Below are 24470 nucleotides of genomic sequence, written 5' to 3' on the forward strand. Positions count from 1 at the left end.
CGATTGAGGCTTTTCAGATGGTCATGATCCGGCGGTTCTCGATCTTGGGCAGGCGCCGCCCGAGAATCGGAGCGGCGCCTGGCATCGATTGAGAGCGCGACCGTCCGCCGCTTTAGCCCGCGGACTTTTCCGTGACGCCCGGCGTGAAGAGGGCTCCGACCGGCAACCTCTCCTGCAGGCCGTATGGACTGGCCTGGTTCTCCTTTACCCAGCGTTTTTCGGCGTGGGATTCGAAGGGCGGAGGAATTTCACCCTGAAGTGACCAAAGATCGGCCGGCACCTCGTCGATGGTGACTTCCCAGTCGTATCCCCGGTCCTTCACGTAGGGTGCGATCAACTGGTCGACCGCCTTTACCCACCATTCCCTGACGATGGGGCCGGGCAACGTCCTGGCCATGTGCTCGAGCTTGAAGCGAATGAACTTGCCGTGCGGCACGCCGCCGACATAGACGGAGTCTGCGGGGACTTCCTCGAAGATCATCACGACGTAAAATTTCGGAATTGGAATCCTTGAATACATCGCGGTGACTGTTTCGGCGAACTCCTTTTTATCCTGAGCTGAGTAGGCGCCGACGGGATGATAGACTTTCCAAAGAGGCATCATGCTTCTCCAATAATTTGAATGATGGTCATCATATCATTTTCGGATTCATTCGCGTTTCAAGATCGCGCGATCCTTGGTTACCGTTCAATCACGACCGTGCTGTCCCAGAACTTGTTGGCTGCCAGCGAGATCAACGGGATGCACTTGATGCGACCGACAGACCGTCACGCGGATGTTGGGTCCTTGTGCCGACAAGCTCACGACGAACAGACGACTCCGAAGTGCCTCGACGGCCTACGCCGTGGATCAGCACGTAATCGGTCATTGCGGCGTGCTCCTTGCGACGTCGGCGCCGTGACACGAGGCGACCTGAACGTGAAAGCGACGATGGACGTTCGGTGGACTCATGGTCCCGGCGCGAGGTGCATGCGCCGGACCATGAGATCGGCCCTGCTCACTGCTGGAGGAACGCGAGCGCCTGCTGAACGAAGGCGGCGTGGTGCTGGAAGATGCCGCCGTGCCCGGCGTCGGGGAAAATGCTCAACTGTGCATTCGGCAGCCTGCGGGCGAGTTCGAATGAGTTGAGCGACGGCACCATTACGTCGTCATCGCCATTGACGACCAGGACGGGATGCTGAACCGTCCCGAGTTTCGTGGCATCACCCTGTCCCCAGGCATGGATCGCCGCGATCTGAGCCTGAATGGTTTCGTTGCTGACGGGCGCATCAAGATCCTTGGTGCGTTCTTTCAGGCGCTGCAGGAAGCCGTCGGCGGCTGTCTGGCCGTTGCTCGTCTGTGTAAAGAACAGAAAATGCTTCGGATGCTTGTTGGCGGCGCCGGCCTTGCCAAACGCGTCCTGCAGAACGGCGCCGACATTGGCGATGCCTTCGCCGCCCGCCGGGCCGGTGCCCGCGAGAATGATTTTGCGGACCAGACCGGGTTGTTGTTGCGCGATGGCCTGAGAGACGAAACCGCCGAGCGAGAAGCCCATCAGATCGACTTTACGGAAGCCGAGCGCGCCGATGAACGCGACGGCATCCCGGGCCATCTCTTCGACCGTTTTGGGTGTAGAGCCGCCGGAGCCGCCGACCCCGCGATTGTCGAACACGATAACGTGGTGCTTCGCCGCCAAGCCATCCACGACCCGCGGATCCCAGTCGTCCAATACCGCCGTCAGATGGTGGAGGAGCACCAAGGGGATGCCGCCCTTCTTGCCAATTTCGCGGTAGACGAAGTTCGTGCCGTTCACATCGACCGATTGGGTCGCCGCATTTTCGAAGGTCGTGCTCATCGCTTTTCTCTCGATTTATCGCGAGGTTAGATACCGATCACGAGGGGGTTGCCATTGGAATAACGATCGTTATATAACGGTCGTTATTCCAAGGATCAAGCGCTATCAAACGCGATCAAGCGATCGTTAGAGGCTGGTGATGAGATATCCGTCGGACCAAAAAGCGAGGGCGAAACAAGCCATCCTGCAGGCCGGAGCCAAGGCTCTGAGAACGAATGGTTTTAATGGGATTGGGGTTGACGGCGTCGCGGCATCGGCCGGCGTCACGTCTGGCGCCTTCTATTCGAACTTTTCAAACAAGGAGGCGCTGCTCGATGAGGTCATCGAGAGCTGCCTCGGCGAACCCTTCATCGACTCGGAGAGCGGGAGCCTTGCCGAACGGCAAGCGCGTCTCAAGGAATGGTTGGCCATGTACATCAGCGCCGACCATCGCGCAGATCCGGCATCCGGCTGCGTCATGCCCACCCTGAGCGCAGACGTTGCGCGATCAAGCCCCCAAATACGTGCCACCTACGAGCGCAGAATGTTGGTGTTGGTCCAGAAGATGTCGAATGCCCTCGACGGGGCAGGACCTGATCGCGAGAAGCGTGCGTGGAGCATCATCGCCATGATGATCGGCGCAATTGCGATCTCGCGCGCGATGCCTGACGGCGAGGGGGCAGATCAGGCCCTCGCTGCGGCGTTGCAGACCGCCACCGCGCTTATCGCCCCGAAGTAAATCATCCAACGAGATTTGCATCTGTCGGCCGCTATGCCGCGTTGCGCCCCAGCGCGGTGCGGGTGCCCAGCAGCCCTGCCTCGATCAGCGCGTCCCGGATCCGCGCAATTTCCGCGTCCGATATCTTGACCAGCGGCGGACGCACCACCGCGCGCGGCAGCTTGCCGAGCAGCACCAGCGCTTCCTTCATGCGGTTGTGCATGTCGACAAAGGGATCGGCGTAGAACACGCGCGCCGTCGGATATATCCGGTCGTTCAGCCGGCGGGCTTCCGCGAGATCGTTGGCCTTGACGGCGCGGTAGAGCCTGGCCTGAAGGTCGGCGATGACGCTGCCGCTGCCGGAAAGCAGGCCGTTGCAGCCGAGCACCAGCGAGCTCAACAGCCATGCACTGTTGGTGGACAGCACGTTGATGGGACGCGCGCGCCCCTGCAGGGCGCGAATCTGGCTATCGTGCTGTGGCACGGTTGGCGTCCAGTCCTTGATGGCGCGGATGGCCGGCACTTCGTCGAACAACCGCTCCAGCGTCGCCGCCGGATAGCCTTGGCCCGTGGCGAGAGGATATTGAAATACGATCAGCGGCAGATCGGTCGCGTCCGCAATGGTCTTGAAATGGGCCAGCGCCATCTCGGCCGACTGGCCAAGGGTGAAGGGCGCCGGCGGGAACACCAGCAGCGCCGAAGCGCCGCCGGCCTGCGCCTGCCGCGCGATCCGCGCCGCCTCGAGACTGCCGTCCGCCCAGACGCCGTGAATGATCGGTAACGCGTCGCCGACTTCCTCGCCGGCGATCTCCATGACGCGACGTTGTTCGTCGCGCGTGCAAGAGGCGACCTCGGTGGAGTGGGCGTTGATCGTGATCGCAGATAGTCCCGGCACCGCCGCGACATCGCGCAAATGCGCGCGGAAGCTCGGCTCGTCGATCGACAAATCCTCGTGGAACGGCAGCAGCACCGCCGGGATCACACCTTGCGGCACGAAATCAGGATGGCGGCTCATGTCTCGTCTCCTTCAGCGTTGTTTCTGGCCGACGGCTCAAACGACGGGTACGCGCTTCGCAGCCACAGCGGCTGGCGAAATCACTTCGATATCAAGCGGCACGTGCCAGCGTTCGGTGAAGTGAACCTGCGGCGGGGTATTGCCCAGGCGCGCACCCTTCAACACAAAGCCTTCATAGGCATTGTTCATCACTTCATTGCACTTCTGCACATAGACCGGAAAGCCGCCGATATAGGGCATGAACACGCGCGGGCGCCCGGCAATGTTGGTCCCGACATACCAGGAGCTGCAGGTCGAGCGCAGCGAAACCGTCGAGACATCGTTGACGTGCGCTACCCAGGCGTCCTCGTCAGCCTGCAGCGCTTCGATGCTGCGGGCGCCGGTCTCGCGCATGTGGCCGAGGCAATCGGCCAGCCAGTCGACATGCTGCTCGATCGCCTGGATCATGCTGGCCAGCACCGACGGGCTGCCGGGACCGGTGATCATGAAGAGATTCGGAAATCCGACCGAAGCGAGGCCGAGATAGGCGCGCGGGCCGGCGCGCCATTTCTCGGCGAGCGTGCGGCCGCCGCGGCCGATGATCCTGATTTTGTCGAACGAGCCGGTCATGGCGGCAAAGCCGGTTGCGGAAACGATGGCGTCGACTTTATGTTCGGTACCGTCCGCCACGATGCCGTCGCTCGTGAAACGCTCAATCGGCGTCTTCGACACATCCACCAGCTTCACATGCGGCAGGTTGTAGGTTTCGAAATAATCGGTATCGACACAGAGCCGCTTGCAGCCGAATACGTTCTGCGGGCACAGCAACTCCGCGGTCGCGGGATCCTTGACGACGCTGCGGATCTTCTGCCGCGCGAATTCGGCGATGGTGTCGTTGGCCGATTTTTCGAACAGCAGGTCGCCGTAGGCGCCGAGAAAAGGAAGCCCGCCGCGCTGCCACGCCGCTTCATATTGTTGCCGGCGCTGGTCCTCGTTCGCCTCCAGGGCCGGCTGGCTATTGAACGGGAAATAAAATCCGGTCGGACGCGCGCGCGCCTTCGCGCGCAGTTCCGGATAATGCGCCTTGGCTTCCTTTAAGTATTCTGCCGACAGTGCTTCGTTCCACGCCGGCACCGACCAGGTCGCGGTGCGCTGGAACACGGTGAGTTGCGAGGCTTGCTGCGCGATAATCGGGATCGACTGAATCGCGGAAGAGCCAGTGCCGATGACGCCGACGCGCAAGTCCGTGAAGTCGACGCCGTCGTGCGGCCATTCGCCGGTGTGGTAGATCGGCCCTTTAAAATCATTCATGCCGGCGAAGGTCGGGCGGTTCGGCGCCGACAGACAGCCAACCGCCATGATGCAGAATTTGGCCGTGACGCTGTCGCCGCGATCCGTCTCGATCAGCCAGCTATCGGTATCCTCGTTGAATGTTGCCGCGATGACGCGGGTATCGAACACGATCTGGCTGCGCAGGTCGAAGCGGTCGGCGACGTGGTTGGCGTAAGCGAGGATTTCCGGCTGCGGCGAATACTTTTCCGACCAGTTCCATTCCTGGTCCAGCTCTTCGGAGAACGAGAAGGAATATTGCAAGCTCTCGACGTCGCAGCGGGCGCCGGGATAGCGATTCCAGTACCACGTACCGCCAACGCCGCCGCCGGCCTCGTAAACCCGCGCGGTGAATCCGAGCCCCCGCAGCCGGTGCAGCATGTAAAGGCCGGCAAAGCCCGCGCCGACCACGATGGCGTCAAACTCTCCCGTTTCGGAATGACGCGCTGCACTCGCCTGAGCCATGCCTGTCCGTTCCCTCTTGTTTTCTTGTCGCGTTTCCGCTGGCAAGATTAGGGCGGGTGCACGGAGGTCGGCAAGCGCGACTGCCACCGCGCCACGAATGGCACCTATGCTGCGCGGGCGGCTGACGCCGGGTCCAAAGTGGTCAGGGAACGTTGCGCTGCGGAAATAGCCGAGTGTTTGTTCCGTCATTGCCTGCGGCAAACGCAAAGCGTCTGTGCACGGGAGCGAAGCGACGAAGCAATCCATGCTTCCTGTACGGAGGTATGGATTGCTTCGCTTCGCCCGCAATGACGGTGGAGATCCTCGCGACGAGGGTGAAAATCACCAGGTCGCCATTCCCTTCATGGTCGGCTGGCCCTCGGCGTTCGCGATCCACAGCTCCATGCCGGCGCTGGTCTCGTTGGCGTTGATCGAAAACTCGGTGCCTTCGAACAAGGGCTGCACGCCACGATAGTTGAATTTTTTCGGCGCGGTGCCGCCATGAAGCTTTGCGGCGAACTCGACGATCAGCGCCGCCTGCAGCGGGCCGTGGAAGATCAGGCCCGGATAGCCTTCGACCTTGGTGACGTAGTCGCGGTCGTAATGGATGCGGTGGCCGTTGAAGGTCAGCGCCGAGTAGCGAAACAGCAGCACGGGATCGCTGACATGGGTTTCGCGATGTTTTGCCGCCGGCGCCGGTGGAGGGGCCTTCGGCGAGGCGGGGGCCGCGCTGCCCATGTCGCGATAGACGATGTCCTGCCGTTCGCGGATCGCAACCCCGCGCGGCGTCGTGATCGTGTGTTCGACGGAGACGAAGCAGAGCGTGCCGGTCGAACCGCTCTTCATCGTCACGTCTGAAATGCGCGAGGTACGCGTCGATTCATCACCAACGCGCAGGGGTTCGATGAATTCGATCTCGCCACCGGCCCACATCCGGCGCGGCAGCGGCACCGGCGGCAGGAAGCCGCCGCGGGTCGGATGACCGTCGGGGCCGAGCATCGACATCGGAAACACCGGCTGCGCCAGGCACCAATGCGTGGTCCACGGCGCGGCGTCGCCGCCCTTGGGCTCGCCGATGTCCTGAAACAATGTCGCGCGCAAGGCCTTTACCAGTTGTGCGGTGACGATGTCTGACGCTTCCGTGCTGCGGCCGATCCATTGGCGCAGGTGGTCGAGGTCGAGTTTCTCGGCGGCTTGGGTCATGACTTCAGGCTCTTGGCGCGGGGAGTTTTGGGCAATTCGACGTGGTCGCCAATGGCGGGCACGGCGCCATAGTGCCTGGGTTCGCCGACGAAGATCGCGGCGGGCGCCGCATAGCTTATCTTGCCCTTCGGCGTGTCGACCTCGATCCGGCGCAGATGCGGATGCACGGCGAGGTCGGCCATGGTGTTCACTTCGGCGAACGCGATGTCGGCCTCGTCGAGGCGTTTCAGCAACTCGATGCGCGTCATCGCGGCGAAACTGTCCGCGACCGTCTTGTCGGTGAGCGCGCGGTTGCGCACGCGTTCGACCATGTTGGCGAAGCGCGGATCGTTCGGCAGGTCGGGCTGATCCAGCACCTCGGCGCAGAGCTTCTTCCACTCGCGCTCGCTCTGGATCGAGATCAGAATGCCCTTGCCGTCCTTTGAGTTGAACACGCCATAGGGCGCGATCGAGGGATGGGCCAGCGCCATCCGCTTCGGCGGATTGCCGGCTTCCGAATTGATCAGCGGCACCGCCATCCAGTCGGCCATCACGTCGAACATCGAGATACGGATGTCGGCGCCCTTGCCGGTGCGCCCGCGCGCGATCAGCGCCTCGAGGATCGAGGCATGCGCGGTGGCGCCGGTTGCGATATCGACGACGGAGATGCCGACGCGGGACGGACCCTCGGGGCCGCCGGTAATCGAGGCCAGTCCGCTTTCGGCCTGGATCAAGAGATCGTAGGCCTTGCGGTCGGCGTAGGGGCCAGTGTCGCCATAACCGGAAATGGTGCAGCAGATCAGCGCCGGATAATCCTTGCGCAGCCGCTCCAGCGAGAAGCCGAGCTTGTCCATCGAGCCGGGCTTGAGGTTCTGCAACAGCACGTCGGCGCTCGCGATCAGTTCCTCGAGCGCGGCGCGGCCTTCCCTGGTGGCGAGATCGATCACCACGGAATTCTTGCCGCGGTTGAGCCAGACGAAATAACTGCTCTGGCCTTTCGCCGCCGCGTCATAGCCGCGGGCGAAATCGCCCTCCGGGCGTTCGACCTTGACGACATGCGCGCCGGCATCGGCGAGCCTGGAGCTGCAGAACGGTGCGGCGACCGCCTGTTCAACGGAGACGACGATCAATCCCTCTAACGGCAACATCTGACGTTCTCAGTAGGAGCGGGGGAGGCCGAGCACATGCTCGGCGACGTAAGACAGGATCAGATTGGTCGAGATCGGCGCCACTTGATACAGCCGCGTTTCGCGGAACTTGCGCTCGACGTCGTATTCTTCCGCAAAGCCGAAGCCGCCATGGGTCTGCACGCAGGCGTTCGCGGCTTCCCAGGACGCATCCGCGGCCAGCATCTTGGCCATGTTGGCCTCGGCGCCGCAATCAAGCCCGGCCTCGTATTTGCGGGTGGCTTCCTTCACCATCAGTTCAGCCGCGCGCATCTGTGCGTAGGCTTTGGCGATTGGGAACTGGATGCCTTGATTCATGCCGATAGGGCGGCCGAACACGGCGCGCTCTTTCGCGTAGTTGGTCGCCTTGGCGATGAACCATTTGGCGTCGCCGATACATTCGGCGGCGATCAGGATGCGCTCGGCATTCATGCCTGACAGGATGTAGCGAAAACCCTTGCCCTCTTCGCCGATCAGGTTTTCGGCGGGCACGCGCATATCGGTGAAGAACACTTCCGTGGTGGCATGGTTCATCATGGTGCGGATCGGGCGGATCTCAAGACCCTTGCCCTTCGCCTCGCGCATGTCGACGATGAACACCGACAAACCATCGGTGCGCTTCTTGGCCTGCTCCTTCGGCGTGGTGCGCGCCAAGAGGATCATCAGGTCGGAATGTTCGGCGCGGCTGGTCCAGATTTTTTGGCCGTTGACGACGTAGTGGTCGCCGTCACGCTTGGCGACGGTCTTCAGCGATGAGGTGTCGGTGCCGCTGGTCGGCTCGGTGACGCCGAACGCCTGCAGGCGCAATTTGCCGCTGGCGATCCCGGGCAGATACTTTGCCTTTTGCGCGTCGTTGCCGTGCCGCAGCACGGTGCCCATCGTGTACATCTGGGCGTGGCAGCCGCCGCCGTTGCAGCCCGCGCGCTGGATCTCTTCCAGGATCGCCGCCGCGGCCGAGAGCTTCAGCCCGGAGCCGCCATATTCCTCGGGGATCAGCACCGAGAGGTAACCGGCCTCCGTCAGCGCGTCGACGAACTCCTTCGGATACGCCATCTGGCGATCGAGCTTGCGCCAGTATTCGCCGGGGAACTGGGCGCAGAGCTTTGCGACGGCGTCGCGGATGTCGTGGAATTCGTCTTGTTGTTCTTGTGCGGTCATTGGTTTTTCTGGCGATGGATGGTGGGTGATGTCAATTGCTTAAGGCGCGGGCCGTTGTGAAACTGGCGCTGGGTCCCTATGCTGAATTGTTATAGCGTATGAACCTGCCTTCGAAGATTGGCAAGCGATGGATATCCGGCAGCTCAGGACCTTCAGTTGCGTGGCCGAGCTCGGCAGCCTCAGCAAAGCCTCCGACACGCTGCGGGTGGCGCAGCCGGCGCTGAGCCGTCAGATCAAGCTGCTCGAGCATGAATTGCGCGCCGATCTGTTTACCCGGAACGGCCGCGGCATGGTGCTGACCGATGCCGGCCGTCTCTTGCTGGCGCGGACGGCGGGCATCGTGCGGCAGATCGACCAGGTGCGCGACGAGATCCAGTCCGCCGGCGGTCCGCCATCGGGCCGCGTGGTGCTCGGGCTGGTGCCGACCGTGAGCTGCGTGATTTCGGCGCGGCTCGCCCGCCGCACCGTCGACACATATCCGGGCATCTCGCTCTGCATCGTCGAAAGCTACAGCGGGCATCTGATGGAATGGCTGCACCGCGGCGAAATGGATCTGGCGCTGATCTACGGGCCGTCGAGCGACCTGCATCTGACCGTGCAGAGCCTCGGCCGCGATCCCATCGTCGCCGTGGGGCCGCGCGGCAGCGGGCTCGCGCGAAAGAAACAGGTCGATATCGGCTGGCTGCTGAAACAAACGCTGGTACTGCCCAGTCATTCGCACGGCCTCCGGGCGCTGATCGAGCAGGCGGCGGCGAAGAAGAAGCTGAAGCTCGACGTCAAGCTGGAAGCGGATTCCTTCCGGGTGCTAACCAGCCTGGTCGAGGAAGGGTTGGGATACACGCTGTTGCCGCCGTCCTCGGTGCGCCACGAGGTCGCGAGCGGCCGGCTTGAAACGGCTGTGATCGCAAAACCTGCGCCGATGCGCGAACTGACCCTTGCGTCTCCCATCGATCATCCCGGCTCGACGGCCATCACGCTGGTGACCGAGCTGCTTCGCAGCGAACTTACCGCCTGCCGCGAAGAGGGCCTCTGGGACATCAGGCTCGCCTGAGCCGATGCGAGGGCCTTGCGGACTGGCTTAGAACAAAACGGCCAGGGGCGGCATTCTCATCTGGCTACAGCTGTCATGCCGCAATTGTATAGGGTGGTGCAGGCTCGCCGGAACGCCTGCTGCTGGCCCTGAGCTGCTCGCTACCAAGCGGTAGACCGGACATCGGCTGCCAGGTTCAATTTGGGTTGCGAATGACCGAAGGCCGGCAGGCTTCCTGATAAAGGCTTGCAGCCGCGCGTGTTGCAGTTTGTTCGTGCTGGCGCGCAGGGCTCTCTCGGAGTATTTGTGGAAGTAGAATGCGCAACGATCCCATCATCGTGCAAAAATACGGCGGCGCCTGTCTCGAAACACCGGCAAAAATCCGCGCGGTCGCGGGCAATCTCGCCGATCTACACAGGCGCGGTCATCGGGTCGTCGTGATCGTTTCCGCGATGGGAAAGACCACCGATGAACTTGTCAGGATGGCCTATCAAGTAAGCGCGCATCCCAATCGCCGTGAACTCGATATGCTGTTGACCACCGGCGAGCGCATCAGCATGTCTCTCATGAGCATGGCGCTGTCCGATTTCGGCGTGCCGGCGATTAGTTTTACCGGCAGCCAAGCCGGGGTGATGACCGACGAGTCCCACTCTTCCGCGCGCATTTTAGATGTGCGGCCAATTCGCGTGCGCGAAGAACTCGACCGCGGACGCATCGTGGTTTTGGCCGGCTTTCAGGGCGTGAACCCGGTGACCAAGGAAATTACCACGCTGGGCCGAGGTGGCAGCGACACCACTGCGGTTGCCATGGCAGCGGCACTAAAAGCCGAGCGTTGCGAGATTATCAAGGAGGTCGACGGAGTTTGCTCGGCCGATCCGCGCATCGTGGCGAATGCAAAACCGTTGCGGCAACTGGATTTTGCATCGCTATCCGAAATGTGTTTCTGGGGCGCCAAGGTCCTGCATTTTCGCAGCGTGGAGCTGGCAGAAAGCCAGAACGTTCCTTTGATCTTGAAAAAATTGGGTGGCGCTGAGCACAGCACGCAAGTGACGAGAGAGGTTACGGGGATGGAAAACGGAAAAGTTTTGGCCGTCAACTCGATGGCTCGCATTGAGCATGTGGAGGTCGATTCGGCGGATCTCAATCAAGGCTTTGAGAAATTCGCGCAGCATCTCAAGCAAAACGGCTTATCTTGGCCGCAACTCCTCGCCTCGGCTTTCACCGCCGGAAAAACGCGCATGATGATGACTTCCGATTCGGAGTCGCTCGACACTTTGCTGCGCACGCTGGAGGGCAGTAAAGACTTGCGCCAACAGCGTGAGACTTTAAGTTCGGTGAGCCTCACTTGCTTCGGCGGCGTTTCCTCAGACTTGCCGTTTAAGGCCATTCAGATTCTGAAGCATCACGGGATTGTCGCCGACAAATATGTTTTGTCACCGCATTCGGTGAATCTAATCGTTCCTGCGGAGAGCCGCGAGGCCGCGGTCAAGGCTTTGCATTCGCTGATCTAGCTAGCACTACTTTGGCAGATTTATTGCTGCGGCTTTTCACGTATTCGTCTTCTGCAGTATGGGCATCGCTGAGATGGCGGTCGCAGAATGAGATCGACGATGGCGTGGCGTACCGCCGGCAAGCTTGGCTGAGGCGGAGGTCCGTTGATTCTTTTTTTCCGCCTCGCTTGTGCGAGGCGACGGTGTTGCAAGAAGGCGTAGGCGATCATAGTCATCAGCGCGTGACGATGCAGACCTTGCCATGATCGCCCCTCGAAGTGATCGAGCCCGAGCTCCTCTTTCAACTGCTGATGCGCCTGCTCGCAAATCCATCGTGCCTTGATGGTGGCGGCTAGTGTGCGCAGATTTGTCGCGGCCGGCAGATTGGCGAGATAGTATTTCTTCTCCCCGGAGGCGCGTTGCTCGCCGATGAGCCAGGCTTCGTCGCCTGGCAGATGCTGTTGACCCTTATCCCATATTCGCTGAGGAGGTCCGTCGGCGGTGCGCACACGGATAGCAGCAAATCGGGCTTTCAGCCGGCCTTTGGTCCCGTTGCGCCAACTCACAGTTTTCCACTTGGCGCTGGCCAGCATGTCTTCGGCCGCGATCGATAGAATATCTGGCACGTGGCGCTTACGTGGCCGACCCCGAACTTTGGTAATCGGCCAAATGAGCTGCACACCAACCGGATACACCTTGAGGTGACGAGGGATGCCAACGGCCCAGGCCAGCCCGCGTGTCGTGAGACCTTGTCGAAACGGCGCGCTGAGGCCGTATCCTGCATCCGCCAGCACACAACCGAAGCGTACGCCGGCTGCCATCGCGCGATCAATCTCCGCCAAAGCGATCTCCGGCTTGGATCGTGGCGTCCGGTATTCGACCGGTACGCCGACGCGCTTCAAACGAGGGGTGTCGTTTGTCCAGCTCTCGGGTAGGAAGAGACGCAATGCGATCATCACCGGCACCTCGCCGCGCGCAAGTGTCAGCGACACCAACGTTTGGCAATTTGCCGTTTTGCCAAGAGCCGATGCATATTGAGCCGCGACACCAACTGAGCGCTCGCCCTTCTTCGGCATCGCGGTGTCGTCAATAACCAGCACCGCATCCTTGCCGCCGACAAGCCGGTCGGCCTGATTGAGCAGTTCCGATTCCAGCGGTGTTGCGTCCCAGACACCATCGGCGATGAAATGGTGCAACTGATCGTAGTTGCCCGTTGCAAGGCGTTCCGCCATCGGCTGAACGCTTTTGCGATCACCAGGACCGATCAATCCCGCAACGTAAAGCGGACACATCCGCTGCCGGGTCTTATGACCCAACCGATCCAGGAATGGCTTCAGCCAGCGTTCGAGCTCGTCTTCCCAGTCCACCATGGTCAGCCCTCCAAGAGCCGACCACCCATGAGTCACAGAAAAACTGATTTGGGAATCCCGTGCCGCTTAAAATCTGCCAAAGTAGTGCTAGGCCGTGTACTCATAAATCGGAAAGCTTGGTCACGGCCGATCTGATGTCCGCTTTTCCCCCAACAGTGGCACAAGAGCGGACATGGTTGGAGGTCCGAGAAGGGCCAATAAGCGACATCAACGCGAGCCGACAATCGGCTGACGACTTCTGGATCGGTTCCGAAGTTTCTCTGATTGGACTATTCGAGCGGCACGGTAAGTCTTTTGATTGTGGTCCGGGTGTCGGGACGCAGGCCACGCCACCACACAAACGCCTCCGCCGCCTGCTCGACCAGCATACCGACACCGTCCGCAAGCCGCTTCACGCCGGCGTTCCGCGCCAGCCGGAGGAATGGCGTAAGGCCCTTTCCGTAGACCAACTCATAGGCAAGGCAATCGTCGCCAAAAACCTCCGGGCTTATCGGCGGAAGCTCGCCGAGCAAGCTGGCAGAAGTTGCGTTCACGACTAGATCGAACCGGCCAAGTTTTTTGTCAGCGAGGGCCGAATAGCCGATAGCAGTAACGGGCCCATATTGCTCAAATTTACGGCCAAGCTCTTCCGCCTTGGTTACGGTGCGGTTTGCTATAACCAGCTCCGCCGGCCCCTGTTCGAGGAACGGCAGCACGACGCCTCGTGCAGCCCCACCCGCACCGAGCAGCGCTACCCGGCGCCCCTGCATCAAGCAGCCGAGATTGCGTGTGATATCGTTGGTAAGGCCGATGCCGTCGAAGTTCTCTCCGGTCACCCGGTCTGCCTCGAACTTCATCGCGTTGACGGCACCAGCGAGCCGGGCGCGCTCCTTGAGAACGGTGCAATACGCGAACGCATCCATCTTGAACGGAGCGGTGATGTTGAGGCCCAGGCCGCCTTCGCGCCGAAACCTGTCCACCACGTCGCTGAAGCCGCCGACAGGAGCTTCAATGGCGACGTAGTCGATAGTCTGCCCGGTCTCTTTTGCGAAGCTGAGATGGATCAGCGGCGATTTCGTGTGGTCGATCGGATTGCCGACCACGGCATATTTGTCAGACATCAAGTCGCTCCCCACGCCTTCGCCTCGTTGACGGCAGGCTCGCGTACAGCACGCCTTCGCTGACTTCGGCTGCGTCCTCCTTTTTCGAGATGCGGCCTTTTCGATTGACACGCGTCCCGCGCCCAAATCTCTCCAATGCTACCCCTTCAAGTTCGACCGCGGCAATGTCCGCCTCGGGTCATGAACGACAAAACTCACCCTGAGCATAATAGGTCCGCTTTGCGGAGTGTAGCGGCCAGTTGGGCCTTGGCGGCGAACCATGATTCAAGCCCTTCGCGTCGCCAGGGGCTCGAATCATGCGCTACGAACTCACCGAACACGAATGGACCGCCATCAAGCCAATGCTACCCAACAAACCGCGCGGCGTCCCTCGGGTAAATGACCGTCGCGTACTCAACGGCATCTTCTGGGTTCTGCGCTCCGGCGCGCCTTGGCGCGATCTACCGGGCGCCTTTGGCCCCTACACCACCTGCTACAATCGCTTTGTTCGCTGGAGGCGGGCGGGTGTCTGGGGCCGCATCATAGATACCCTCGCCGGGGCCCACGATGCGGCTGTCCAGATGATCGACACTTCTATTGTCCGCGTGCACCAGCATGGAGCATGCATCAAACGGAACCAACGGCAGCTGATGGGGCGATCACGGGGTGGATTGACCAGCAAGATTCATGCGGTTGTAGACGCCAACGGCTTGCCGGTCCGCCTTGCGCTAACGCGCGGCGAGACACACGACAATCGGCTTGCAGGAAAACTCCTGTCTCGCTTGAAGTCTGGATCGATGTTGCTTGCCGACCGCGGCTATGATGCCGATTGGATCAGAGGGCTCGCCATGCGGCGAGGCGCATGGGCCAATATCCCCCCAAAACGCAATCGCAGCAATCCGATCAACTTCAGTCCTTATCTCTACCGCGACCGCAACCGGATCGAGCGCTTCTTCAATAGGATCAAGCAATGCCGTCGCGTTGCAACGCGCTACGACAAGCTGGCTGCCAACTACCTTGCCTTCGTACAGCTTGCCTCGATCAGGCTATGGCTTCGCGCTTATGAGTCCACGCCCTAGTTGACCGTTTCGCTCAAAAACTGCGGCGCTCTGCGTGAGAGATTCGGCGTGAGCCTGTCAGCCAGGCGGTCGACATTGGCACGAAGCGGGAGGCACGTTCGATTTTCGGACAAGTCACATCTTCATCGCATTCGCGAAGAGCGTGTCATCCCATTCATACAAGGGACGCATGAAGTCAGATTGGGTGTGGATTGCTCGACCTTTGCGATCGCGCCATTTTCGTCCGTAGGTATCGAACGGAAAGTGTCGCATGTAGTATTCGCAAGTCTCTTCCCAATGTTCGACCGACAACGACTTGCCATAGTGTTGGCAATACAAGCCGGTCACCACTTGTTCAACACCACCCGGCTCTCGCCCATGGTGCTTCGCGAAGAAGACCTCCAACCGGTTTCGCCACAACATCAGAATGTCTCGCCGTTCCGGGCCGAAGAAACGACGAAAGCCCAATAGTTCGCGACCGGCTTGATAGGGTGCATGATCGTCAGGAGTCATATAAGCGTCGAACAGTTGAACCCGCACGCCGTCGCAATCGCTAGAATGCGTTTGTTCCATGTATCCGCGTAGATCTCCAGTAACGCGCTCATCCGCATCGAAGCAAAACGTCCAATCGAACTGCAAATGCTCGCGCGCCGTCTGCAGCAAAAGTCCGCGATGTCGACCCTCGGCAATTCGGCGTGCCTCGATGTCCGCTTCCCACGACCGATTTGTCACGATTAGAGCGACTTTTGGGTGTCCGCCAAGAATCTCCAGCGTTCCATCCGTACTCGCATCATCATAGGCGACTATCGCATCTACGTGTTTGCCGACGTAGTTCAGTGTGTCTTGGAGGATAAGTGCTTCGTTGCGAACGCGGGTGATTCCGATCAAAAAGTGCCTGTGGCCCAAGAGGCTTTCATTGCAAGGAATGATTTGTTCACCGTCGCGGAGTTGCCAACTACTCGTGCCCAGCATGATCACCACCTGGCTGCGAGAAAGAATTGGCACCAATGATGGTAGGCGGGCGCGGTAACCGCAAGGGTTAAAATCGCAGGACGTTGCCGCAGGCGTGAGATTGCAGAAAATCAAATCTCCGCAGCCCTGCTGGATGCCCAGGTCGATCGGGGAGCTCCAGGGACACCTCGCAGGGAGGTGCGCTCTTTGGTCGCGATGCACGAGAGCAAGCCTGAAATCGTGTTGCCGCCGATCACGGTGGTGGAGGATGGGGCTAGGCGTCTAAACGCCCTAGCTAGTTCGAGCGCGATGCTCTTCCCGCGCCTGGCCCATTTTCTTGCGCAGGAGATGATATCTTGCGACCTTCCTCAAGGCTTGAAGGTCCAACTCTGACGCGGCCCATCTCGGTCTATGACCGAGCTGGGGCCACCCCACTGCCACCCAATGGCTGGAAGTGACGTCCACGCCAGCTCGCGGTCTGCGATAGGTCACGAGGATACCCGTGCGCTACGCCGCACCGGGTCCGAACCAGATGGTTAGCGCGTCAACGAGCCCCACGTCTGTCTGCTCGCCCACCCACGCGACATATCCGTCGGGCCGAACCAACACGGCAGCGGGAGCGGGGACTGCGCCGAGTGCTGGAAGCTCCCACGCACCAACGTATCCAGCATCGACCAGCTTGACCCGATCCGCCCAAGGCGTGATGTCGAAGCCGCCGGGCTCACCGAGATTGAGCAGCACCGGCCGGGCATCGTGCAGCAGAGCGAACAACCGCAGCGGGCCGTGGTCGGTGAGCAGCTCCAGATCGGGCATGCGGCGTCCGAGCAGCTTGTGCCCCTCGCCTAGATCGTAGTGGATGTCGAGACCGGACATGACAGCGGCAAATTTTCTGCGTGGCCCGTCCATGCCGAGAAGCTCGGACATGGTGTCGCCCAGGGCCTTGCTGCGGTCGTCCGTACGACGTAGCGCGACCTGCGCCATGGTGTTGTGCAGCACGCGGGCAGCGACCGGGTGTCGTTCGGCGTGGTAGGTATCCAAGAGGCTCTCCGGCGATGTCCGCTTGATCACCTGCGCCAGCTTCCATCCCAGATTCACCGCATCCTGCACGCCGGTGTTGAGGCCCTGTCCACCCACCGGCGGATGCACATGTGCGGCGTCGCCGGCCAGCAGCACGCGCCTGTCGCGGTAGGAAGCGGCCTGCCGCGTCATGTCGGTGAAGCGGGAGATCCAGGTCGGGCTGTGGATTCCGTAATCGCTGCCGTAAATGGCTGTGAGCGCCTCGCTGACATCGCGCAGCGTTGGTTCGCAGTCGAGCCGCAGCTGCGGCTCTGTCAGTACAATCCGGGCCGACCCGCCATTCTCCACCTTGCCGATCCCACGGGTGCCGTGCGCGTCCCGGTGATGCCCCCATTTCGGCTCCTCGGCCGTCTCGGCTTCGGCGATCAGCCAACTCGTCGTCGGGTCCCACCCGGGGAACGCGATGCCGGCCGCCTTGCGAACGAGGCTGCGGCCGCCGTCGCAGCCGACGAGATACGCCGCCCGAAGCGACTGACCGTCGGAGAGCGCGACATCGACGCTGGTGTTGTCCTGCGCGAAACCGGTCACGTCACATCCGCGATAGATCGGCACGGCGAGCTCGCCAACCCACTCGGCCAGGATGCGCTCGATGTGGTGCTGCCACAGCCCGAGAACGTAATTGTGCCGGGTGGGGCAGTCGCTGATGTCCAGGGGGATGTGGAAGTGCACGACCTGATGCACCTTACCCTGCGAGAGGAACCGATCGGCGATCCCGCGCTGATCGAGCACCTCGATGGCGCGTGCGTGCAGCCCGCCGGCGCGCGAGCCGGTGACGTCCTGGCTGGCGCGCCGCTCGACGATGGCGACGTCGACGCCCGCCAGCGCCAGTTCGCCCGCCAGCATCAGCCCTGTCGGACCGCCTCCGGCGATCACCACCGCATGGCTGGTCCTCGCCGCTCCTGTGGTTTCGGCCGCGCGCGAACCGCTCGTCGACAACAATGCACTCATTTCGTGACCCCGTAGGTTGTGGCTTAGGCCGGCGGTTCTACGGGATGAGGCGGGGCTTGAAGCAAGCCCGTTGCAGGCTACATATTAGAGTGGGAGATGGTATCCTGCTTTCCGGCTTGGTGACGGGCGTCTGAGTGAGGTTCCGCGCGTATGGACGGAGAGATAGCCGGCGACTTCCTGGCGGGCGGCGGCGAGATGGGCGCCTTGACCAGGGGATTCGACTGGTCGAAAACGTCGCTGGGCTCCCCGGAAACATGGCCACAAAGCCTCCGGGTCACGGTGCGGCTGGTTCTCACCTCACGCCACCCGATGTTCATCTGGTGGGGACCGGAACTCATCCAGTTCTATAACGATGCCTACCGCGAGACGATGGGTCCCGAACGGCATCCAAGCGCTTTGGGAGCGCGGGGCCGCGATTGTTGGGCGGAGATATGGGACATCATCGGCCCCCAGATCGAGTACGTCATGGCAGGCAACGGGGCGACCTGGCATGAGGACCAGCTGGTGCCGGTCACGCGTCATGGTCGCCGCGAGGATGTCTGGTGGACCTATAGCTTCGGTCCCATCGATTTCGAAGGCAAGGTCGGCGGCGTGCTGGTCGTCTGCAGGGATGTCACGTCCGAACACATGGCAAGGGAAGCGCTGCACCTCATCAATGAGGAGCTGAAGCATCGCGTCAAGAACACGCTCACGGTACTCGGCGCCGTGGCCACGCAGACATTCCGGGCCGCATCGAGCAAAGCCGATCTTGAAAAGTATCAGGGACGACTCGCGGCATTCGGACGCGCGCACGATCTGCTCACCGCCGCAAATTGGGCGGCAGCGCCCCTGCCGGATGTGATCAGCACCGCTTTGGTCCCTTATCGAACGGGCGACAGCCGGTTTGCCGTTTCCGGCCCCGCGCTTATCGTGAAATCCCGACAGGCCCTCGCGCTGTCGCTGGCCATCCACGAGCTTGCGACCAACGCCTTGAAGTATGGCGCGCTGACGGTGGCGGGCGGCCACGTGTCGATTACATGGGCATCCGAAGATCGGGAGGGGGAGCCAAAATTCGTTTTCGTCTGGCAGGAGTTTGGTGGTCCGCCTGTGTCGGAACCCGCCGCTGTAGGCTTTGGCTCGCGCTTGATTTCCCGGGTGCTAAGGGACGATTTCGGAGGCGCCGTGGAAGTCTCGTATGAATCAAGCGGACTTGTTTGCCGCCTGACAGCGCCCCTGGCAAATCTTGCGATTTTCGCCGACTAGCGTGTAACGGCTCCTTTGCCGGAGCCGACGTCCGCCGGCCATTTGGGATCGATGGGTGGCAGGATCAGCCCGCCGTTCACCCCGGAATGCGCACCGGCAGCTGCTCGATGCCGCGCACAAAACTCGAATAAACCCGCTTCGGTTCGCCGACCACTTCGATGCGGTCGAAGCGTTTCAGCATTTCCTGCCACACGATCTTCAACTGCAACTCGGCGAGCCGCATGCCGACGCAGCGGTGGATGCCGAAGCCGAACGACAGATGGGTGCGGGGGCGGGCGCGGTCGATGATGAATTCATCGGGACGCTCGATGCCTTCCTCGTCACGGTTGCCCGAGACGTACCACATCACGACGCGGTCACCCTTTTTGATCTTCTTGCCGCCGATCTCGGTGTCGACCAGCGCGGTGCGGCGCATATGGGCGAGCGGCGTCTGCCAGCGGATCACTTCCGGCACCATGGAATCGATCAGCGCGGGGTTTTCGCGCAGCTTCTGGTATTGATCCGGGTGCTCGTTCAGCGCCAGCACCGAGCCGCTCATGGTGTTGCGGGTGGTGTCGTTGCCGCCGACAATCAGCAGGATGATGTTGCCCATCAGATTGTCGGGATCCATGTGCCGCGTCGCGTCGCTATGCGCCATCATCGACAGCAAATCGTTGCGCGGCGGCGCGTTGACGCGCTCGTTCCAGAGCTTGGAGAAATAGGCGTAGCACTCGTCCATCTCCTGGCGGCGCTGCTCGGGCGATTCCACGACGCCGCTCTTGGGCAGCGCGGTCGAGACGTCAGACCACCGCGTCAGCTTGCGGCGTTCTTCCCAGGGAAAGTCGAACAGCGTCGCCAACATCTGCGTGGTCAGTTCGATCGAGACGCGCTCGACGAAGTTGAAGGTTTCGTTGCGCGGCAGATTGTCGAGCACCTTGATCGCGCGCTCGCGGATCAGTTTTGCTAGCTCATCCAGATGCGTCGGCGTGAACATCGGCGAGACGGTCTTGCGCTGCGAAGAGTGTCGCGGCTGATCCATCGCGATGAAGCTCGGATAGTCATAGCCCGGCGGCACGTCGCGGATCGATATGCCGCCGAGGGTGGAATCGGAGGAGAAGATGCCGTGGTTGGTGTCGACATGCATGACGTCGTTATACTTGGTCACCGACCAATAGGGCTCGATCGGCGCGTTGGTGCAGTAGTGCACCGGCTCTTCCTTGCGCAGCCGCTCGAACCATGGCCACAGCGTGTCGTTCTGGAACAGCCTTGGCGCACCGGGATGAAAATCCTTGAGCGGCGTCGAATAGGCCTCTTCACGCGCGGCGCGCAGAAGCTCTTGTCTGTCGGCTCTGATTGATGTCTGGACGTTCATTTCGATTATCCCAGTAGGGCTCGGGGGTTAGCCGGCGATCCGGACCGGCAGGGTCTCGTAGCCTTTGACAAAACTCGAATACACCCGCTTGGGTTCGCCGACCACCTCAATATTCTCGAAGCGCTTGAGAATTTCTTCCCAGATAATCTTGAGCTGCAGCTCGGCCAGCCGGATTCCGACGCAGCGGTGGATGCCGAAGCCGAAGGACACGTGGGTGCGCGGACGGGCGCGATCAATGATAAATTCGTAGGGGCGGTCGATCACGTCTTCGTCGCGGTTGCCCGAGACGTACCACATCACGACCTTGTCACCCTTCTTGATCTGCCTGCCGCGGAACTCGAAGTCTTCGAGCGCGGTGCGGCGCATATGCGCCAGCGGCGTCTGCCAGCGGATCACTTCCGGCACGAAACTGTCGATCAGTTCCGGATTGTCGCGCAGCTTGCGGTACTGGTCCGGATTCTTGTTCAGCGCATAGATGCTGCCCGACAGCGTGTTGCGGGTGGTGTCGTTGCCGCCGACGATCAGCAGGATCAGATTGCCGAGAAAATTCTTCGGGTCCATGTCACGGGTGGCGTCGCTATGCGCCATCATCGAGAGCAAGTCGCTCTTCGGCGGCTGGTTGACGCGTTCCTTCCAGAGGCGAGCGAAATAGGTCGCGCATTCCATCAGCTCCGCCTGCCGCTCCTCCTCGGTCGCGACGAGGCCGCTGGGGCCGGGAAGAGTGGTCGCGACATCGGACCAGCGCGTCAGCTTGCGGCGATCCTCCCAGGGGAAGTCGAACAGCACCGCGAGCATCTGCGTGGTGAGCTCGATCGAGACCTTGTCGACCCAGTCGAACACCTCGTTGACAGGCAGATTGTCGAGGCACTCGGCGGAACGCTTGCGGATGTTGATTGCGAGCTGGTCGAGATGGGTAGGCGTGAACATCGGCGCCACGGTCTTGCGCTGCGCGGAGTGACGCGGCTGGTCCATGGCGATGAAACTCTCGCGGCGCAGGTCCGGCGCGACGTCGCGGATGGTGATGCCGCCGAGCGACGCCGCCGACGAGAACACCGCATGGTTGGTCTCGATGTCCATGATGTCGTTGTATTTGGTCACCGACCAATACGGCCCGAACATGCTGTCCTTGCAGTAATGCACCGGGTCTTCCCGGCGCAGCCGGTCGAAATACGGCCAGAACGAGTCGGTCTTGAACAGCTCCGGATGGCTGACGTCGAAATCGCCGAGCGGAATCGACTGAGCCCTGTCGCGCGCGGCGCGCAGGTGGGAATCTCCGGCGAGATCGATGGTTCCGTGCATGGACGGCTCTCCCTGACTGTTTCCCGCACCGAAGTAGGCCGGTGCGATGTTTTACCCTATTACATCCCTAGCCGTGCGCCAGTGCAAGGGTGAGTTGGGTGCATTTGGCGGCATGGATACAGGTCACCGGCCTCGGACTGACCGGTGCATTTCGCCACGTGACAAGCGCATTGCCGGAGAATAAGCCTGTTTGAAACAACGCTTAATTCGCCGGGAGGCGGCCATGATCTCCAACGCCAACGGGATGTTCAACTTCGATCTTGGCGAAACCGCGGATGCGATCCGCGAGACGGTGCATGCGTTTTCGCAGAACGAAATCGCGCCACGCGCCGCCGAAATCGACCGCAGCAATCAATTCCCGCGCGACCTCTGGCCCAAGATCGGCGCGCTCGGCCTGCATGGCATCACGGTCGAGGAGGAGTATGGCGGCACCGGCCTCGGCTATCTCGAGCATTGCATTGCGGTGGAGGAGATGTCGCGGGCCTCGGCCGCGGTCGGCCTGTCGTATGGGGCGCATTCCAACCTCTGCGTCAACCAGATCCGCCGCAACGGCAATGAGGCGCAGAAGCGGAAATATCTGCCCAAGCTGATCTCCGGCGAACATGTCGGTTCGCTGGCGATGTCGGAGCCGGGCGCCGGCTCGGACGTGGTCTCGATGAAGACCCGCGCCGACAAGAAAGGCGACCGCTTTGTGCTGAACGGCAACAAGATGTGGATCACCAACGGTCCCGTCGCCGATACGCTGGTGGTCTACGCCAAGACCGACCTCAACGCCGGCCCGCGCGGCATGACCGCCTTCATCATCGAAAAGGGCATGAAGGGATTTTCCACCGCGCAAAAACTCGACAAGCTCGGCATGCGCGGCTCCGACACCTGCGAACTGGTGTTCGAGGATTGCGAGGTGCCCGAGGAGAACGTGCTCAGCGAGGTCGGCCGCGGCGTCAACGTGCTGATGTCTGGCCTCGACTACGAACGCGCGGTGCTGGCGGCGGGCCCGATCGGCATCATGCAGGCCTGCATGGACGTGGTGTTGCCTTACGTGCATGAGCGCAAGCAGTTCGGCGAGCCGATCGGCACTTTTCAATTGGTGCAGGGCAAGATCGCCGACATGTACACCACCATGAACGCCTCGCGCGCCTATGTGTACGCGGTGGCAAAGGCCTGCGACCGCGGCGAGACCACACGCGAAGACGCGGCGGGCGCCATTCTTTATGCTGCGGAAAAAGCCACCCAATGCGCGCTCGACGCCATCCAGCTTTTGGGCGGCAACGGCTACATCAACGACTACCCGACCGGGCGGCTGTTGCGCGACGCCAAACTCTACGAGATCGGCGCCGGCACCAGCGAAATCCGCCGCATGCTGATCGGCCGCGAGCTGTTTGAGAAAACGGCCTAGAAGCTTTTGTTCTGATTGAATCAGAAGCCGCAGCTCCAGATTTGTGTTGGCGCGTTTCTACCGCTGATAGATCTACGCAATCGGCGCGAGCAAGTTCGAGGGCGTGCTGCGCCCGAAAACGCTTCGGGTGTGGGACCTCGGTCACACAATGGCCGATAAATTTATGGTTTGATCCGCCACCGTTCGCGCCGGAGTTGAGCCATGAATGAGATGAGTTGGCCCCCGCAGGTGCCGCCCGGGCCGCCTCCCACGCCTGGGCCGCCGCCGATGCCCGTGGCGTTTTGCGGCAGCCGCGGTGAGTTCTTCGATCTGGCCAAGCGCGGCGCGGCGCTGGAGCTCGTCACCCTCGGCTTCTACCGGTTCTGGCTGCTCACCGATATTCGCCGCCATCTCTGGTCCAACACCCTGATCGATGGCGATGCCGCCGAATATACCGGCCGCGGCAAGGAGTTGCTGATCGGGTTTCTGGTCGCGCTCGCGATCCTGGTGCCGATCTATCTCGGTTATTTTCTGATCGGTCTCGAGGCCGAGCACTATCAGGCGTTCGCCAGCATTCCGCTGGTCGCCTTCTTCTACCTGTTCGGGCAGTTCGCGATTTTTCGCGCGCGGCGCTACCGGATGACGCGCACGGTGTGGCGCGGCGTGCGCTTCTGGATGACCGGCTCGGGCTGGATCTATGCCTTGCAAGCGTCGCTGTGGGGCCTGCTGATGATCCTCACGCTCGGGCTGATCCTGCCATGGCGAGCTGCGGCGCTCGAACGCTACAAGATGCGCCATTCCCATTACGGCGACCTGCAGGGCAGTTTTGAGGGGCGCGGCTGGGAGTTCTTCAAGCGCGGCTGGTGGCTGTGGCTGCTCACGCCGATCGCCCTCTATGTCAGCCCGATCGCCCCCTTCGTTTATGCCGGCTACAAGGCTATCGAATGGCGCTGGTGGCTGTCCGGCATCCGGTTCGGCGGCGTGCGTCTGGAATCGTCGTTGCCGAAGAGCGCATTGATCGGGCTGTACTGGAAAGTGATCGGCTGGATGGCTCTGCTTGGGCTGGTCTTCGCGGTCTATCTGGCCCTGTGTGCGGTGCTGGTCGCCAGCATGAGCGGCGAGGGACTGACGGCGTTTTTCAAGACGCCGGAATTGATGCGGAGCATTCCGCTGCTGGTGCTGTTTGGTCTCGGCTATTTGGTGCTGGCGATGGCGATGAACGTGGTGATGCGGGTCTATCTGACGCGCGATCTCTGGGTGACCGTGCTGGGTTCGGTCAACATCATCGGCATCGAGGCCGCCGCCAACGTTGCCGCGCGGGGCGATCTGGCCAACGCGCTCGGCGAAGGGTTTGCCGACGGTCTCGATGTCGGCGGGTTCTAGGGTGTGACGACG

Annotated in this window: 19 protein-coding genes and 1 pseudogene; 7 read left to right on the forward strand and 13 right to left on the reverse strand. The window is 61.7% G+C overall.

Annotation, left to right across the window (positions count from 1 at the left end; genetic code table 11):
* Positions 1-112: 112 nt before the first annotated feature.
* Positions 113-601 (reverse strand): tautomerase family protein, encoded by a 489-nt coding sequence (locus tag ACPPVP_RS09205; protein WP_426533340.1) that lies wholly within the window; start codon positions 599-601, stop codon positions 113-115.
* A 397-nt stretch (positions 602-998) separates the two neighbouring features.
* Positions 999-1835 (reverse strand): alpha/beta fold hydrolase, encoded by an 837-nt coding sequence (locus ACPPVP_RS09210; RefSeq protein WP_426533342.1) that lies wholly within the window; start codon positions 1833-1835, stop codon positions 999-1001.
* A gap of 139 nt (positions 1836-1974) precedes the next feature.
* On the opposite strand from ACPPVP_RS09210, the gene ACPPVP_RS09215 reads away from it, so the two are divergent.
* Positions 1975-2553 (forward strand): TetR/AcrR family transcriptional regulator, encoded by a 579-nt coding sequence (locus ACPPVP_RS09215; protein ID WP_426533344.1) that lies wholly within the window; start codon positions 1975-1977, stop codon positions 2551-2553.
* Positions 2554-2584: 31 nt separating this feature from the next.
* On the opposite strand, the gene ACPPVP_RS09220 is transcribed toward ACPPVP_RS09215, so the two are convergent.
* The 5 genes from ACPPVP_RS09220 to ACPPVP_RS09240 all read right to left on the reverse strand — a co-directional run bounded on the left by ACPPVP_RS09220 (position 2585) and on the right by ACPPVP_RS09240 (position 8805).
* Positions 2585-3547 carry a dihydrodipicolinate synthase family protein gene (locus tag ACPPVP_RS09220; RefSeq protein WP_426533346.1) on the reverse strand — a complete coding sequence of 321 codons (963 nt, stop codon included), beginning with the start codon at positions 3545-3547 and terminating at the stop codon, positions 2585-2587.
* 36 nt (positions 3548-3583) lie between these two features.
* On the reverse strand, positions 3584-5320 hold the full coding sequence (locus ACPPVP_RS09225) for a flavin-containing monooxygenase (RefSeq protein WP_426533348.1): 1737 nt from the start codon (positions 5318-5320) through the stop codon (positions 3584-3586).
* 321 nt (positions 5321-5641) lie between these two features.
* Positions 5642-6502, reverse strand: coding sequence for an FAS1-like dehydratase domain-containing protein (locus ACPPVP_RS09230; RefSeq protein WP_426533350.1), 861 nt, complete (start codon positions 6500-6502; stop codon positions 5642-5644).
* Positions 6499-7629 carry a CaiB/BaiF CoA transferase family protein gene (locus ACPPVP_RS09235; protein ID WP_426533352.1) on the reverse strand — a complete coding sequence of 377 codons (1131 nt, stop codon included), beginning with the start codon at positions 7627-7629 and terminating at the stop codon, positions 6499-6501. Before ACPPVP_RS09235 ends, ACPPVP_RS09230 begins: the two co-directional genes overlap by 4 nt.
* Before the next feature lie 9 nt (positions 7630-7638).
* Positions 7639-8805: an acyl-CoA dehydrogenase family protein gene (locus ACPPVP_RS09240; RefSeq protein WP_426533354.1), complete on the reverse strand. Its 1167-nt coding sequence runs from the start codon at positions 8803-8805 to the stop codon at positions 7639-7641.
* A 127-nt stretch (positions 8806-8932) separates the two neighbouring features.
* On the opposite strand from ACPPVP_RS09240, the gene ACPPVP_RS09245 reads away from it, so the two are divergent.
* Positions 8933-9856, forward strand: a complete 924-nt coding sequence (locus tag ACPPVP_RS09245) for a LysR family transcriptional regulator (RefSeq protein WP_426533356.1) — start codon at positions 8933-8935, stop codon at positions 9854-9856.
* 296 nt (positions 9857-10152) lie between these two features.
* The gene (locus tag ACPPVP_RS09250; protein ID WP_426533359.1) at positions 10153-11346 is read left to right on the forward strand and encodes an aspartate kinase; all 1194 of its coding nucleotides are present in this window, start codon (positions 10153-10155) and stop codon (positions 11344-11346) included.
* 36 nt (positions 11347-11382) lie between these two features.
* On the opposite strand, the pseudogene ACPPVP_RS09255 reads toward ACPPVP_RS09250, so the two are convergent.
* Positions 11383-12731 (reverse strand): annotated as a pseudogene (locus ACPPVP_RS09255) (IS701 family transposase).
* A gap of 233 nt (positions 12732-12964) precedes the next feature.
* On the reverse strand, positions 12965-13795 hold the full coding sequence (aroE, locus tag ACPPVP_RS09260) for a shikimate dehydrogenase (protein ID WP_426533361.1): 831 nt from the start codon (positions 13793-13795) through the stop codon (positions 12965-12967).
* Between the two features lie 296 nt (positions 13796-14091).
* Here aroE and ACPPVP_RS09265 point away from each other — a divergent pair, with 296 nt between their 5' ends.
* Entirely contained in the window at positions 14092-14853 is a 762-nt protein-coding gene (locus tag ACPPVP_RS09265) for an IS5 family transposase (RefSeq protein ID WP_426533363.1), read from the forward strand.
* Positions 14854-14967: 114 nt separating this feature from the next.
* Here ACPPVP_RS09265 and ACPPVP_RS09270 read toward each other — a convergent pair whose 3' ends face one another.
* Together ACPPVP_RS09270 and ACPPVP_RS09275 are read right to left on the reverse strand one after the other, a co-directional pair.
* Positions 14968-15804: a glycosyltransferase family 2 protein gene (locus ACPPVP_RS09270; RefSeq protein WP_426533365.1), complete on the reverse strand. Its 837-nt coding sequence runs from the start codon at positions 15802-15804 to the stop codon at positions 14968-14970.
* A 486-nt stretch (positions 15805-16290) separates the two neighbouring features.
* The gene (locus ACPPVP_RS09275) at positions 16291-17808 is read right to left on the reverse strand and encodes an FAD-dependent monooxygenase (RefSeq protein ID WP_426533367.1); all 1518 of its coding nucleotides are present in this window, start codon (positions 17806-17808) and stop codon (positions 16291-16293) included.
* A 150-nt stretch (positions 17809-17958) separates the two neighbouring features.
* On the opposite strand from ACPPVP_RS09275, the gene ACPPVP_RS09280 reads away from it, so the two are divergent.
* The gene (locus ACPPVP_RS09280; RefSeq protein WP_426533371.1) at positions 17959-19050 is read left to right on the forward strand and encodes a sensor histidine kinase; all 1092 of its coding nucleotides are present in this window, start codon (positions 17959-17961) and stop codon (positions 19048-19050) included.
* Between the two features lie 76 nt (positions 19051-19126).
* Here the strand turns inward: ACPPVP_RS09280 and ACPPVP_RS09285 are convergent, their stop codons facing one another.
* Positions 19127-20401, reverse strand: a complete 1275-nt coding sequence (locus ACPPVP_RS09285) for a cytochrome P450 (RefSeq protein ID WP_426533373.1) — start codon at positions 20399-20401, stop codon at positions 19127-19129.
* A gap of 27 nt (positions 20402-20428) precedes the next feature.
* The gene (locus tag ACPPVP_RS09290) at positions 20429-21700 is read right to left on the reverse strand and encodes a cytochrome P450 (RefSeq protein ID WP_426533375.1); all 1272 of its coding nucleotides are present in this window, start codon (positions 21698-21700) and stop codon (positions 20429-20431) included.
* A 223-nt stretch (positions 21701-21923) separates the two neighbouring features.
* On the opposite strand from ACPPVP_RS09290, the gene ACPPVP_RS09295 reads away from it, so the two are divergent.
* Positions 21924-23096: an isovaleryl-CoA dehydrogenase gene (locus ACPPVP_RS09295; protein WP_426533377.1), complete on the forward strand. Its 1173-nt coding sequence runs from the start codon at positions 21924-21926 to the stop codon at positions 23094-23096.
* A gap of 201 nt (positions 23097-23297) precedes the next feature.
* Positions 23298-24458, forward strand: coding sequence for a DUF898 family protein (locus ACPPVP_RS09300; RefSeq protein ID WP_426533379.1), 1161 nt, complete (start codon positions 23298-23300; stop codon positions 24456-24458).
* Positions 24459-24470 lie beyond the last annotated feature (12 nt).

It is taken from the genome of Bradyrhizobium sp. McL0615 (assembly GCF_049993905.1).
Classification (GTDB): Bacteria; Pseudomonadota; Alphaproteobacteria; order Rhizobiales; family Xanthobacteraceae; genus Bradyrhizobium.